At 52.9% G+C, this 13,891-nt stretch carries 11 protein-coding genes and 2 tRNA genes; 5 read left to right on the forward strand and 8 right to left on the reverse strand.

The genetic code is table 11. The features are described 5' to 3' along the window. Positions 1-3: 3 nt before the first annotated feature. Genes penA through mraZ form a run of 4 tightly spaced genes read right to left on the reverse strand, consistent with a single transcriptional unit; the run spans position 4 to position 3,516 of the window. On the reverse strand, positions 4-1,755 hold the full coding sequence (gene penA / locus LVJ88_RS11695; RefSeq protein WP_085418178.1) for a peptidoglycan D,D-transpeptidase PBP2: 1,752 nt from the start codon (positions 1,753-1,755) through the stop codon (positions 4-6). Positions 1,756-1,798: 43 nt separating this feature from the next. Further along, on the reverse strand, positions 1,799-2,059 hold the full coding sequence (ftsL, locus tag LVJ88_RS11700) for a cell division protein FtsL (RefSeq protein WP_085355564.1): 261 nt from the start codon (positions 2,057-2,059) through the stop codon (positions 1,799-1,801). A 36-nt stretch (positions 2,060-2,095) separates the two neighbouring features. Next, entirely contained in the window at positions 2,096-3,058 is a 963-nt protein-coding gene (rsmH, locus tag LVJ88_RS11705) for a 16S rRNA (cytosine(1402)-N(4))-methyltransferase RsmH (RefSeq protein ID WP_096777388.1), read from the reverse strand. Between the two features lie 2 nt (positions 3,059-3,060). Then, positions 3,061-3,516, reverse strand: a complete 456-nt coding sequence (gene mraZ / locus LVJ88_RS11710; RefSeq protein WP_054600487.1) for a division/cell wall cluster transcriptional repressor MraZ — start codon at positions 3,514-3,516, stop codon at positions 3,061-3,063. A gap of 320 nt (positions 3,517-3,836) precedes the next feature. Here mraZ and LVJ88_RS11715 point away from each other — a divergent pair, with 320 nt between their 5' ends. From LVJ88_RS11715 to LVJ88_RS11725, 3 genes are all read left to right on the forward strand, one after another. Further along, positions 3,837-4,985, forward strand: coding sequence for a class I SAM-dependent methyltransferase (locus LVJ88_RS11715; RefSeq protein ID WP_085418177.1), 1,149 nt, complete (start codon positions 3,837-3,839; stop codon positions 4,983-4,985). 191 nt (positions 4,986-5,176) lie between these two features. Then, positions 5,177-5,253, forward strand: a tRNA-Met gene (locus tag LVJ88_RS11720). Between the two features lie 6 nt (positions 5,254-5,259). Then, positions 5,260-5,335 (forward strand) — tRNA-Ala (locus LVJ88_RS11725). A 208-nt stretch (positions 5,336-5,543) separates the two neighbouring features. Here the strand turns inward: LVJ88_RS11725 and LVJ88_RS11730 are convergent. Continuing rightward, positions 5,544-6,170: an RDD family protein gene (locus LVJ88_RS11730; protein ID WP_085418176.1), complete on the reverse strand. Its 627-nt coding sequence runs from the start codon at positions 6,168-6,170 to the stop codon at positions 5,544-5,546. Between the two features lie 179 nt (positions 6,171-6,349). On the opposite strand from LVJ88_RS11730, the gene asd reads away from it, so the two are divergent. Continuing rightward, positions 6,350-7,468: an aspartate-semialdehyde dehydrogenase gene (gene asd / locus LVJ88_RS11735; protein WP_085418175.1), complete on the forward strand. Its 1,119-nt coding sequence runs from the start codon at positions 6,350-6,352 to the stop codon at positions 7,466-7,468. A 148-nt stretch (positions 7,469-7,616) separates the two neighbouring features. Here the strand turns inward: asd and LVJ88_RS11740 are convergent, their stop codons facing one another. From LVJ88_RS11740 to LVJ88_RS11750, 3 genes are all read right to left on the reverse strand, one after another. Further along, positions 7,617-8,585: a TraB/GumN family protein gene (locus tag LVJ88_RS11740; RefSeq protein WP_085355569.1), complete on the reverse strand. Its 969-nt coding sequence runs from the start codon at positions 8,583-8,585 to the stop codon at positions 7,617-7,619. Positions 8,586-8,805: 220 nt separating this feature from the next. Further along, positions 8,806-9,753 (reverse strand): DUF58 domain-containing protein, encoded by a 948-nt coding sequence (locus LVJ88_RS11745; protein ID WP_085418174.1) that lies wholly within the window; start codon positions 9,751-9,753, stop codon positions 8,806-8,808. Next, the gene (locus LVJ88_RS11750) at positions 9,737-10,648 is read right to left on the reverse strand and encodes an AAA family ATPase (RefSeq protein WP_085418173.1); all 912 of its coding nucleotides are present in this window, start codon (positions 10,646-10,648) and stop codon (positions 9,737-9,739) included. Before LVJ88_RS11750 ends, LVJ88_RS11745 begins: the two co-directional genes overlap by 17 nt. A 314-nt stretch (positions 10,649-10,962) precedes the next feature. Between LVJ88_RS11750 and leuS the strand changes: the two genes are divergently transcribed. After that, positions 10,963-13,599, forward strand: a complete 2,637-nt coding sequence (gene leuS / locus LVJ88_RS11755; protein WP_085418172.1) for a leucine--tRNA ligase — start codon at positions 10,963-10,965, stop codon at positions 13,597-13,599. The last annotated feature ends 292 nt before the right edge of the window (positions 13,600-13,891 follow it).

Below are 13,891 nucleotides of genomic sequence, written 5' to 3' on the forward strand. Positions count from 1 at the left end.
TCTTTAATTTTTGGAGGCCGTCTGAACGGGTACATCTTTTAAGGGTTTGGTTGGCGAAACGCCGAGAATATTCAGGCTGCCGCCCATGATGCCTTTGAACACGGGGCCGGCCACCACGCCGCCGTAGTATCCGTTGGCAGTCGGTTCGTCCACGGTAACCGCCACAATCACGCGCGGTTTGTCTGCGGGGGCGAAACCGATAAAGGTGGCAACGTGTTTGTCGCTGGCATAACGGCCGTTAACCAGTTTGCGTGCTGTACCGGTTTTCGCGCCGACATCAAAGCCGTCCACCGCACCCATAGTGCCGGTGCCGCCTTTTTCGGTAACGGAAACCATGATGTTACGCACCGCACGGGCGGTTTCGGGTTTGATAATCTGCACGCCTTTGGGCGGAGCCACTTGTTTTTCAAAGCTTACCGGCAGCAGTTCGCCGTCGTTGGTTAAGGCGGTATAGGCGCGCGCCAGTTGCAGCAGGCTCAACTGCAAACCGTAGCCGAACGACATGGTGGCCTGCTCGATCGGTTTCCAGTTTTGCCACTTGCGCAACAAGCCGGGGCTTTCGCCGGGGAAGCCCGAGTGCATGCGCTGGCCTACGCCCAAGCTCTGATAAAACGTGTACATTTCTTCAGGTTTGAACATGGCCGACAGTTTGCTGGTACCGACGTTGGAAGACTTCTGCATCACGCCGCGCACGTCCAAAGAAGGATACACATGGGTATCGCGCACGGTAGCCGGGCCGATTTTGTAAGGATGGGTGTTGAGAAGGGTGTTCACGTTCACCTTGCCGGCATCCAAGGCTTTGGCTATGGGGAACGGTTTCATGGTCGAACCCGGCTCGATCATATCGGTCACGGCACGGTTGCGGCGCTGCTCGCTGCCCGCTTCGCCCGGATTGTTCGGGTCGTAGGCAGGGCTGTTCACCAATGCCAAAATCTCACCGGTTTGCGCATCCAACACGATGGCGCTACCGGCTTTGGCGCGGTGATGGGCAACGGCTTTGTTCAGCTCGTCGTAGGCCAGCGTTTGGATGCGCTGGTCGAGCGACATTACCATGTCGTGGCCGTTTTGCGGATCGCGGTTGCGCGGAGAATCAAGGCTATCAACGATATTGCCTTTATTGTCGCGCAGCACCACTTTGGCACCGTTTTTGCCGTGCAAATCATCTTCGCGCGCCAGCTCCAAACCTTCTTGGCCTTTGCCGTCGATATTGGTAAAGCCGATCACATGGGCAAAAAGGTTGCCCATCGGGTAATGGCGTTTGGATTCTTTTTGGAACGCCAAACCTTTAATACCCAAAGCGGCTACTTTATCGGCGGTTTCTTTGCTCAACTGGCGTTTCAGATAAATGAAGTCTTTGTCTTTCTTCGCCAAGCGCGCTTCGATGGTTTCAACCGGCACACCGATTAAGGCGGAAAGTTTGGCCAATTGCTCGCCGGTCGGCTGGATATCCATGCCGGAAGGTACGGCATACAGCGATTCGGTGGGCGCACTCAAGGCCAGTGTTGCGCCGTTGCGGTCGGTAATCGTGCCGCGCGACGCAGGCAGGGTGATGGTGCGCACGAAACGCTGGTCGCCCTGATTTTTCAGAAATTCATGTTGGGTGGTTTGCAGATACACGCCTCTGCCCACCAATGCCGCGAAAGCCAATGCCAATCCGCCCAGCACAAAAGCAATCCGCCCGTTGGTAGAAACGGGTTTCTTGGCCTTCGGCTGCTTAGACAGCATCTGCGGCTTATATTCGTTTTTGATTAACATAGCAACTTCTCTTTTTTATTTCAGCAACTTGCCGTGCTGTTATTTACTTCATTTCAATCATGCGGGTGTCTGCTGCGCTCGGAGGCTGTAATTTTTGTTTTTGGGCTGCTTCTTTAATCAATTTATGATTCGACAACTTGGCCTGCTCGAGCTTCAAACGCGCATAATCCTGTTCAAGCTGGATTTCGTGCTTTTGCGCCTTATCCAGCGAAATGTAGTATTGGCGCGACTGGTCTTGAACGGTAACCACCGCCAAACCCGACAACAATGCCAACACCAGCAAAATCACATTCAATTTATTCATATTTTTTCAGACGGCCTTCCGACTGCATCTGCCTTTTCAGACGGCCTGTTGTACTTCAAACTTGCCGCTTGTGCGCTCGGCCACACGCAATACGGCCGAACGTGCGCGCGGATTGGCGGCGGTTTCTTCTTCGCTTGGCTTAACCGCCTTGCCCACCGCTTTCAAAGGCGGCTGCGGCAAATCGGCTTCCTTCACCGCCGCCCAACGCGGCAGCTGCGGAGGCTGCGAATACTGCTTGACAAACTGCTTCACAATGCGGTCTTCCAGCGAGTGAAACGCAATCACAGCCAGCCTGCCGCCCTCTTTCAGACGGCCTGTAACCTGCGGCAAAACTTCTTTTACTTCTTCAAGCTCACGGTTGATGAAAATCCGAACGGCTTGGAACGTCCGGGTCGCCGGATCTTGACCGCGCTCACGAGTACGGACGTTTTGCGCCACGAGCTGCGCCAGCTTGCGGGTTGTATCGATGGGTGCCGTTTCGCGTTGCGAAACAATGGCGCGCGCAATTTGGCGACTAAACCGCTCTTCACCATAATTCTTAATTACCTCGTGCAATTCCTGTTCGTCGGCTGCGGCAATCCATTCCGCCGCCGACATTCCTCTCGTGGGGTCCATACGCATATCCAGCGGCGCATCGAAACGGAAACTGAATCCGCGCTCCGCTTCGTCTATCTGCGGCGACGAAATGCCCAAGTCAAACAATGCGCCGTCGATTTTCTCAATGCCCAATTCGTCTAAGGCCGTCTGAAAAGTAGCAAAGCCGTTGTGCACCACGCTCACGCGTTTGTCTTGTGCCGCCAATTCGTTTGCCACCGCAATGGCCTGCGGGTCTTTGTCAAACACCACCAAGCGGCCTTCTTCGCCCAACTTCGACAAAATCAGGCGGGAATGCCCTCCCCTGCCGAATGTGCCGTCCACATAAATACCGTTCGGGCGGATATTCAAAGCATCAACCGCTTCATGCAGCAGCACGGTTACATGCTGTAAAGGTTCACACATACTCACAGCTGTAAATCCGTTTGGCTTAATTGGAAGGCCAGCTCGTCGGGGTCGATATCCAAAGCCTGATTCATCTCAGCCTCCCAATGTTCGCGACCCCACAACTCCAAGCGGTTGGCGCGGCCGACCAATGTTACTTCTTTATCGAAATCCACGCGGCGGCGCAAATTGGCAGGCAATAGCACACGGCCGGCGGTATCCAGCTCCAACGTATCGGCATTGTGCAGCAACAGGTTTTGGTAACGCTGCAAAGTCGGATTGCCCGCCACCTTCAACGACAACAACTGCTCCGCAACCTTGCCCCATTCCGGCTCGGGATAAATCAGCAGGCGGCTGCGCGAATCCAGCGTTGCCACCACGGCCGGTGTGTAATGGCGCAGCAAAAGCTCGCGGAACTTGGCAGGAATCGCCAACCGCCCTTTGCTGTCTATGCTCAACTCGTGAACGCCACCAAACACTTTATCCCACTCCGCCGCTAAAATCGGGCAAATCAGACACTTTGACACACATTGCCCCACATGCCCACACTATATGAAATTTTGCAGATACGGTCAAATCGACTTTTCCGAAAAAATAACCTTTCAGACAAACACTTACCCCTAAAAAAAGCGACCCGCAGGCCGTTTGGAAGAGATGCATAAGTGCATAAAACACTACATATAGTGTAGTTCGATTTCATAAACTACTACATTTAGTAAAAACACCACGCAAAACGCGCTATTTCTATACGCGCTATAATATGCCCGCTTACGTTTAAAATTTACACTATCTAACATTCATGAACCCGCAATTGCCCGCCCCCTCCGCAACAGCCGCAGCCTCCTCCCAAGCCCTGCAAAACCTGATTGCCGAAGAAATCCGCCAAAACGGTAACTTCATTCCGTTCTCCCGTTTTATGGAACGGGCTCTTTATGCCCCGCACTACGGCTATTACACCGGCGGCGCACACAAAATCGGCGCGGCAGGCGACTTCATTACCGCTCCGACCTTGTCTCCGCTATTCGGCCAAACCTTAGCCCAACAATTAACCGCCCTATTGCCGCAAACCGCAGGCAACATCTACGAATTCGGCGCAGGCACGGGCGAGTTGGCCGCCACGCTGCTGCAACAGCTTTCAGACGGCCTTAACAACTACTACATTATTGAAATATCGAATGAATTAGCCGAACGGCAAAAACAGCATATTCTAAAAAAAGCTCCCCATGCTGTCGAAAAAGTTATCCACCTTACCGAACTTCCCGATGCCTTCGACGGCATCATCATTGGCAACGAAGTGCTGGATGCCATGCCTTGTGAAATCGTTAAACGCGAACACGGCAGCTTTTGGCAGATAGGCGTGTCTTTAGAAAACCAATCGTTTATCCAAACCGCCCGCCCTCTGGTGCAAGAAGAACTGCTCAAAGCCGCCGCGGAATACTTCCCCGCGTCCGAGCCGTACACCAGCGAATTGCACCCCGCCCAACACGCCTTTATCCGCACCCTTGCCGAAAAACTCGTGCGCGGCGCCATGATTTTTGTCGATTACGGTTTCGATGCCGCCCAGTATTACCACCCGCAACGGCACATGGGCACGTTCATCGGCCACTACCGCCACCACACCGTACACGACCCGTTTTTCCACGTCGGCCTTACCGACCTGACCGCCCACGTCAATTTCACCGATATTGCTTTGGCAGGCACCAATGCCGGATTGGACTTAATCGGCTACACCACCCAAGCCAATTTTCTGCTCAATCTCGGTATTACCGAAATGCTGGCGCAAACCGCCGCACCCGATTCCGCCGACTATATCCGCGAAACCACCGCCGTACACAAACTGGTCGGCCAGCATGAAATGGGCGAATTGTTTAAAGTAATCGCCTTCGGGCGCGGCATTGATGTTGATTGGCAAGGCTTTATGTTTGGCGACATCTGCCACAAATTGTGAATACAAAGCGCATACGAGGCCGTCTGAAAAAAGCATGGCAAACAAGCGGCATGTGGTTTTCAGACGGCCCCATGTTGTTCACACACAATAAATTGATATTTTTTCCTATAAAAATCAAACAAAAACAAAAGAAATACCGCAAATCGGTTGCCTGACCGAAAAAAAACCGTATAATCACGCTTTCACGAAACGGCGAATTAGCTCAGTCGGTTAGAGCAGAGGAATCATAATCCTTGTGTCCGGGGTTCGAGTCCCTGATTCGCCACCATATTTCGGGGGTATAGCTCAGTTGGTAGAGCGCTTGCATGGCATGCAAGAGGTCAGCGGTTCGATCCCGCTTACCTCCACCAAATAAAAAAAGACTTGGTAAACATACCAAGTCTTTTTTTATTTGGTTATATCGGCGGTTTTGACTCACAAGCAGGCTGACACAAAGCTGTTCAATTGCGCTCAATTGCTTTGCACAAACCTGCCTACCATTGATTTGGCTCACTTAAATATAGTCAATCCAACTTAACTTTGACCACATCCTTGCTGCGCCTTACATGAAAAATAAGTTTATTTGCCATGGCGTTCCGGCACCCTCACCACAACGGTATTGGCAAAATAATCCTGCAATGTGCGCCGGTTTTTAGCCGGATTAAACAGCATCGACAAACAAACCAGCCACACAACCGTCGACAACGAATTGGCAATATAATCTGCTGTGAAGCCGTCTTTTCCTGCCATAAACACCAGCAAATAGGCAACAACCATCACAGCCAATGTCAGCACGACGTTAAAGCCCACTTCTCGCACCATCACGGCATACCAAAAACCCGGGTTGGTTCCGTCATTTTTCAACAGCCGTATTTTCATGATTTTTTTACCGATGGATTGACCGTGGCGGCTCAACATCCAGCACTGTACGACCGTATAGCCCAATAAAATCAGCAAACCTGCCCCGATCCATATATTGCCCCAATCGGTGGTTCCCACAAGATAAGCAAAATTTTCTTCTGCCGTCATTTCGGCGTTTGCACTTACCGACAACATAATAAAGGCTAAAAAAATAGGCACAAAGGCCAAAACCGTAAATAAAGTATTCAACAAATAGGCAACAATACGGCTCTTGGGTGTGGCGATTTCTACGTCAATCACTTCTTCGGAAGATAAAGGTAGGTTTTGTTGATGGTTTTCATACATATCGAAAGACACTCCGTTAAACGGTAGAAAATAAAATAATGGTTAACACCGCTGTGTTTTTATTACATTACCACAAAAAAGCCTTTACTTTTACCGGCCTCGGCGTTAAAACGCTAGTTTGATAATTTTAACGATTTTGTAAACAATTTTTCTTATTTTTTATTTTTAAGGAGCAAACAATGAAAGTAGGATTCGTCGGCTGGCGCGGCATGGTCGGCTCGGTGCTGATGCAGCGCATGCAGGAAGAAAACGATTTCTCACACATCCCCGAAGCCGTATTTTTCACCACCTCCAACGTAGGCGGTGCCGCCCCCGATTTCGGCCAAGCAACCAAAACCCTGCTGGATGCCAACGATATCAACGAACTGGCCAAAATGGATATCATCGTTACCTGCCAAGGCGGAGATTACACCAAAGCCGTGTTCAAACCCTTGCGTGAAAGCGGTTGGAACGGTTACTGGATTGATGCCGCTTCTTCTTTACGCATGGACGACAACGCCGTCATTATTCTCGATCCCGTTAACCGCAACGTTATTGACGAAGCCCTGAAAAACGGCGTGAAAAACTACATCGGCGGCAACTGCACCGTATCGCTGATGTTGATGGCTTTGGGCGGTTTGTTCCAAAACGACTTGGTCGAATGGGCTACGAGCATGACTTACCAAGCCGCATCGGGTGCGGGTGCGAAAAACATGCGCGAGCTGATTGAAGGCATGGGTGCCATCCATCACGAAGTGAAAACCGAATTGGCCGACCCTGCCGGAGCGATTCTCGATATCGACCGCAAAGTATCCGATTTTCTTCGCAGCGACAGCTACCCAAAAGCCAACTTCGGCGTACCGTTGGCGGGCAGCCTGATTCCGTGGATTGATGCCGATTTAGGCAACGGCCAATCGAAAGAAGAATGGAAAGGCGGCGTGGAAACCAATAAAATTCTCGCGCGCAGCAGCAACCCCATCGTTATCGACGGCCTGTGCGTGCGTGTGGGCGCGATGCGCTGCCACAGCCAAGCCATCACGCTTAAATTGAAAAAAGATTTGCCGGTAGAAGAAATCGAAAAACTGCTGGCCGAAGCGAATGATTGGGTAAAAGTGATCCCCAACCAAAAAGAGGCCAGCATGCACGAGCTGACTCCCGCCAAAGTAACCGGCACATTAAGCGTGCCCGTGGGCCGCATCCGCAAACTGGGCATGGGTGGCGAATACATTAGCGCGTTTACCGTAGGCGACCAGCTTTTGTGGGGGGCGGCCGAGCCGCTACGCCGCATGCTGCGGATTGTTTTGGGTAATTTAGATTAATTGCCTGTCGAAACGAATAAAACGAAAGCAACGGTTTTTTTACCGTTGCTTTTTTATTGAGTTAGAAAACTTCGGCTATGCCGCCCCTTATACAGTCAATCAACTCAATTACGGCATACTCCCGATTTTTCAGACGGCCTCACTAAAGTTAATGCCATATTTTCAATGCAGGTTGGGGTGTAACCGTATAACCGCTGCGGCGCAGCTGTTCGATCAGGCCTTCGCTGCTGACGAGATGCCCCATACCTACCGCAATTAATGTTTTCTGCTTGGCGGTATTCTTTTTGATTTCCGGCATCCACGCACGGTTGCGGGCCGACAGCAGATCCTGTTCCATCCATTTGCGTGCGGCGGCAACATATTTCGGCTGCATACGAGGTTTCGACAATTGTTTATCCATATACGCCGAAGCATCTTTAAAGCGGTTTTCCACATACAGCCGGTGCAAAGTGCGCACATCGGCGTCATCCTGTGCCTGATGTTTGACCACGCTTCTCAACAATGCCAACGCCAAATCATCAGACAGCTTTTCCGAATGATCGAACACATCTTGAATGGTTTCCAAATGGCCGCGCGGCTTACCTGATTTTTGCGCGGCCTGTGCCAACAAAATATCTGCCCCTTTTTCGGCGCTGTATCCTTTCGGATGCCGCTCGATCGCCGCCAGTACGGCTGCCCACGGTTTCAGGTTTTCCAATACGGGAGAAAAAGCCGATAAAGCGGGAGAACGGTCGAAATAGCGTTTCAATCCGGCAAAATCCTTTTCGCCTAAAGCCTCCCGCAATGACTTCGGCGAAATCATTTTCTGCCCCATGTAAGCCGCTATTTCTTCTGCGGCCTGCTCATCAGGCAGCATATCCACTTCGGTAACCAACTTGTCGGTTTGGTTGAGCAAAGCTTTGGCCTGCGCGCTCAACTGTTTGTTTTCTTTACCAAGATGTATGGTGCCGAGTAGGTAAGAATCGGGTTGGCCTGCTTTACTGATTTTCCAAAGATTGCTGGTTAATTGGGGCGTATGCCAGTTGAACGCGGCAGATTCCGCATGGGCGAACGGCAGACTTACCAACAGGGCGCATGCGCCTGCAAATTTGATGAAATGTTTTTTGAAACCGACCATCTTTGTACTCCCATTGTGTTGTCTTGTTAAACAGATTGAGACCTTTGCCTCCGAATACAGTTCAAAGTGCGGCAGCACAGCGATTGCAGACACATCATACACAAGGCTAAGCGGGCGGACGGCGCACAACGCGCAAATGCGTCGCAGACGGTGTTTTTGCAAAGATTTCAATAAGTTGATTGGCCATAGAATACGTTGTTCAGACGGCCTTAGGAAAGGCTTACCACAGCCCCAAGGCTGTCAGGCAGATTTCGCGCTGACCTTTCTGCGGGGCAATCACACGTTGCGGCAGCTCCAGCGAATATGTCTGCCCGCTGCGTTCGGCTTCTAAAACGCGGAAGCACAGCAAGCCTGCCAAGCGGTCTTTAGATGTACCGGCGGGGTAATCCAAATAAGAAATCACGGTATTGCGGACGGCGGTTTGCGGCTCTTCAAAGCGTTTATCCAGCATTTCGCCCGTTTTCGCATAAGTTTTCCATGCCACATGCTGTAACGACGCGCCTTCTTGATGAGGCTGCAAATAAGACAAATCGTCGCCTCCCTGCACGGGCGGGCGTTTGCGGTCGGTTTCGCCGCCGTGCTCGCAGCCGTCGGGCAGCTCATGGGGAATCGGCGCGGGAAACACCACCGCATCACTCGGCCAATGCCAAACGCACTGCACCATGCTCATGCCGAACGGTGCAACGGCGGCGGTACGCAACGGTGGTACGCGCAAATAGCCGCGCATCAACGCAGGAATTTGCCATTGGTGCACAGAGAGGCCGTCTGAAACAATATGCCAAGGCTGCCAGAGTTTGTCGTCTGTTTTGTCTGCACGGAGAAAATCGTCTTCGCTGCACAGCCACAGCCAGCGGCGGCGGGTGTTGTTTGTGGCGGTGAGCGACAAAACTGCCGTGCCACCGGCAAACACTTCATCCGGCATGGAAACGTCTATCTGCATATCGAGCAGTTGGCGTAAATTAAGCAGCACGGCTACAGCTAAGAATCCTGCCAACCAAAATGCGGCGGCATAAGCCAGATTCGCCTGATAATTCAGCCCTACCAGCCACAACAGCAAAATCGTTACCAGCAGGCCGGCACCCAAACGGGTGGGGCGGCAATGCAGCGCGGCCAAATCGGGAGAACGCTTACTAGCAACGGTTTTTCGAGAATTACGCAACGGCCACATGGTTCAGCAAATCTTCAAGAATCTGTGCACCGGTCAGCCCCTGTTGCACGGGTTGTAAACGGTGGTTCGCTACCGGCACCCACACGGCTTTGATGTCTTCCGGCAACACATGCCCGCGCCCTTGCATAAACGCCCACGCTTTGGCGGCATTGATTACGGCCAAGCCCGCACGCGGGCTTAAACCCAGCACAAAACGCCCGGGCTGGCGCGTGGCCTGCACCAAACGGTACACATAATCGGCGGCCGCTTGGGCGAATTTCACCTGCGCGGCCTGTTGCTGCCATTGTTGCAGCGTCTGCGCATTGCACACGGCCTGCAAAGCGGGAAGCGCTTGACGGCGGTCGCCCTGAAAATAAAGCTGTTTTTCGGCTTCGGCAACAGGATAGCCCATGCTCAGGCGCATCATGAAGCGGTCGAGTTGGGATTCGGGCAGCGGAAACGTACCCAGCTGCTCGGTCGGGTTTTGCGTTGCCACCACGATAAACGGCTCGGGCAGCGCATAGGTTTTACCGTCCACCGATACCTGATGCTCTTCCATCGCTTCCAGCAAGGCGGATTGCAGTTTGGGGGATGCGCGGTTGATTTCGTCGGCCAATAAAAAAGAATGAAACACGGGGCCGGGGTGAAACTCGAAACGGCCTTCGTTCGGGCGGAACACGTTCACGCCCAATAAATCGGAAGGCAGCATATCGTTGGTGAACTGCACGCGGCGGTAGTCCAGCCCCAACACCGCGGCCAAGCCGTGCGCCAACGTGGTTTTGCCCACGCCGGGCACATCTTCGAGCAGCACATGCCCGCCGGCCAGCACGGCGGCCATCAATTGTTTTAAAACGGTTTCTTTTCCCAAAATCAGTGAGTTAAGCTGGTGTAATGCGTGTTGGATAGAATGGTTCATGTTATGGTTTGATTCAGTATGTGAATAGGCGTAACGCCACGGGGTTTTAAGCGGTGGGCATTTTATCATGATGCAACAGTAAACCCGCCAGATGATTGCGGACGGTATTGTTTAAGTGTGGCAAAAATGTGCAGCGGCCGTCTGAAAACGGTTTTCAGACGGCCTTGAAGTTGCTGTTTGGCTTACCGCTTCATGAATGGTTGCTTCAAGACTTTGCCCTGCCCACATTTCCCCGAACACCCTGCATTAAACTGCTATAATTCCGCCTTATGTTTACGTTTTTCTAATCAAACGCATTTCAAAAGCACAATACCATGCAAGAACAATACCAACCGTCTGCCGTCGAACCGGCAGCGCAAACCAAATGGGACGAAGCCCGTATTTTCAACGTGGCCGAAGACGCTTCCAAACCCAAATACTATTGCCTTTCCATGTTCCCCTATCCCAGCGGCAAGCTGCACATGGGGCATGTGCGCAACTACACCATCGGCGACGTGTTGAGCCGCTACAAACTGCTCAACGGCTTCAACGTGCTGCAACCGATGGGCTGGGACGCTTTCGGCATGCCCGCCGAAAACGCCGCCATCGACCGCCAAGTCGCCCCCGCCAAATGGACTTACGAAAACATCGCCTACATGCGCAAACAGCTGAAAAGCTTGGGTTTTGCGTTTGACTGGGAACGCGAGCTGGCTACCTGCACCCCCGAATATTACCGCTGGGAACAGCTTCTGTTTACCAAACTGTTTGAAAAAGGCGTGATTTACCGCAAAAACGGCACGGTAAACTGGGATCCGGTCGATCAAACCGTTTTGGCCAACGAGCAAGTAATCGACGGTCGCGGTTGGCGTTCGGGCGCATTGATTGAAAAACGCGAAATCCCGATGTATTACTTCAAAATCACCGATTACGCCGAGCAGCTTTTGAGTGATTTGGACGGCCTCAACTGGCCGGAGCAAGTAAAAACCATGCAGCGCAACTGGATCGGCAAATCGCGCGGCGTACAAGTGCGCTTTGCGTTGGACAGCGGCAGCAAACAAGGTTTGGAAGGCGATTACGCCGAATACTTGCAGGTGTACACCACCCGCCCCGACACCTTGCTGGGCGTAACCTACGTTGCCGTGGCCGCCGAGCATCCGCTGGCCACCGCCGCTGCGGCCGACAAACCCGAACTTCAAGCGTTTATCGCCGAATGCAAATCCGGCAGCGTGGCCGAAGCCGACATGGCGACGATGGAGAAAAAAGGCGTGCCGACAGGCCGCTATGTGATCAATCCACTCAACGGCGACAAACTGGAAGTGTGGATTGCCAACTATGTGTTGTGGGGCTACGGCGACGGCGCGGTAATGGCCGTGCCCGGCCACGACGAGCGCGATTTCGAGTTCGCCAACAAGTACCGGCTGCCGATTAAACAAGTTGTCGAATCCACTTTGGAACAACCTGCCTACAACCCGAACGAATGGCAGGATTGGTACGGCGACAAAGAAAACACCCGCCTGATCAACAGCGGCGAATTCGACGGCATGGATTTTCAGACGGCCTTTGATGCCATTTCCGCCAAACTGCAATCCCTAAATGCCGGCGCGCCGAAAACCCAATACCGCCTGCGCGACTGGGGCATTTCGCGCCAACGCTACTGGGGCTGCCCGATTCCGATTATCCATTGCGAAAGCTGCGGCGACGTGCCCGTGCCGGCCGACCAGTTGCCCGTGGTGCTGCCCGAAGATGTCGTGCCCGACGGCAGCGGTTCGCCCTTGGCCAAAATGCCCGAATTCTACGAAACCACCTGTCCGCACTGCGGCGGCCCCGCCAAACGCGAAACCGATACCATGGATACCTTTATGGAATCGAGCTGGTATCAGTTCCGTTACATGTCGCCCCAGTTTTCAGACGGCATGGTTGCCCCCGAAGCCGCCCGATACTGGCAGCAGGCCGACCAATACATCGGCGGCATCGAACACGCCATTCTGCACCTCTTATACGCCCGCTTCTTCACCAAACTGATGAACGAAGAAGGCATCGTGCCGGTGAAAGAGCCCTTCGCCAGCCTGCTCACGCAAGGCATGGTGCTGCAAGCCACCTACTACCGCGAAACCGAAGGCGGCAAAAAGCAATGGTTCAACCCCGCCGAAGTGGAAGTGCAAACCGACGACAAAGGCCGCCCCGTATCCGCCGTATTGCGTTCAGACGGCCAGCCGGTGGTAATCGGCGGGGTGGAAAAAATGTCGAAATCGAAAAATAACGGCGTCGACCCGCAAGAGTTGATCGAAGCCTACGGTGCCGACACCGCCCGCCTGTTTATGATGTTCGCCTCGCCGCCCGAACAATCGCTCGAATGGAGCGATGCCGGCGTGGAAGGCGCACACCGCTTCCTGCGCCGCCTATGGCGTACCGTGTTTGAATACATCAACCGAGGCGGCGCGGTCAAAGCCTTTTCAGACGGCCACGACAGCTTGGGCAAAGAGTTGAAAGACCTGCGCCACAAACTGCACGCCACCATTGCCAAAGTCAGCGACGACTACGGCCGCCGCCTGCAATTCAACACCGCTATCGCCGCCGTGATGGAATTGCTCAACCAATACGACAAAACCGATTGCACGTCCGAACAAGGCCGCGCCGTGGCGCAAGAAGTGTTGGAAGCCGTTGTCCGCCTGCTGTGGCCGATTGTGCCCCACATCTGCGAAGCCTTGTGGAGCGAACTGCGCCCCGGTTCGTCATTATGGGAAACCGGCTGGCCGCAAGCCGACCAAGCCGCGCTGGTGAAATCGGAAATCGAAATCATGGTTCAGGTAAACGGCAAACTGCGCGGCAAAGTAACCGTGCCCGCCGATGCCGACAAAGCCGCCCTCGAAGCCGCCGCACTCGCTACCGAAGGCGCAGTGAAATTCATGGAAGGCAAAGAACCGAAGAAAATCATCGTCGTTCCCGGTCGTTTGGTAAATATCGTGGTTTGACCTATTAAGTGAAATTTTTTCTGTGTTATACGGGCGGAGTTACCTGTCCGCCCGTAACGGCAAATCTTGCAAGAATTCCCGAACACAGCAGAAATATCAATAAGGGCGGATATATAATCCGCCCTTATGATCTTGTTATTGAATTGATTGCTACATAGAAATAGCACATCCGTCATACTCGGGCTTGACCCGAGTATGACAGTTTGGTTATTAAACTTAATTTGATTGACTATATATACAAAGAAACCGGCAGGTTGATACCAACCTGCCGGCCGTCTGAAACACATCATCA

The sequence above is a fragment of the Neisseria dumasiana genome (assembly GCF_022870885.1).
In the GTDB taxonomy this organism is placed as follows: domain Bacteria; phylum Pseudomonadota; class Gammaproteobacteria; order Burkholderiales; family Neisseriaceae; genus Neisseria; species Neisseria dumasiana.

Excerpts from the sequence above, each read along its gene's own strand:
- penA (WP_085418178.1), bottom strand. The coding sequence starts at position 1,755 with ATGTTAATCAAAAACGAATATAAGCCGCAGATGCTGTCTAAGCAGCCG.
- ftsL (WP_085355564.1), bottom strand. The coding sequence starts at position 2,059 with ATGAATAAATTGAATGTGATTTTGCTGGTGTTGGCATTGTTGTCGGGT.
- rsmH (WP_096777388.1), bottom strand. The coding sequence starts at position 3,058 with ATGTGTGAACCTTTACAGCATGTAACCGTGCTGCTGCATGAAGCGGTT.
- LVJ88_RS11715 (WP_085418177.1), top strand. The coding sequence starts at position 3,837 with ATGAACCCGCAATTGCCCGCCCCCTCCGCAACAGCCGCAGCCTCCTCC.
- LVJ88_RS11730 (WP_085418176.1), bottom strand. The coding sequence starts at position 6,170 with ATGTATGAAAACCATCAACAAAACCTACCTTTATCTTCCGAAGAAGTG.
- asd (WP_085418175.1), top strand. The coding sequence starts at position 6,350 with ATGAAAGTAGGATTCGTCGGCTGGCGCGGCATGGTCGGCTCGGTGCTG.
- LVJ88_RS11740 (WP_085355569.1), bottom strand. The coding sequence starts at position 8,585 with ATGGTCGGTTTCAAAAAACATTTCATCAAATTTGCAGGCGCATGCGCC.
- LVJ88_RS11745 (WP_085418174.1), bottom strand. The coding sequence starts at position 9,753 with ATGTGGCCGTTGCGTAATTCTCGAAAAACCGTTGCTAGTAAGCGTTCT.
- LVJ88_RS11750 (WP_085418173.1), bottom strand. The coding sequence starts at position 10,648 with ATGAACCATTCTATCCAACACGCATTACACCAGCTTAACTCACTGATT.
- leuS (WP_085418172.1), top strand. The coding sequence starts at position 10,963 with ATGCAAGAACAATACCAACCGTCTGCCGTCGAACCGGCAGCGCAAACC.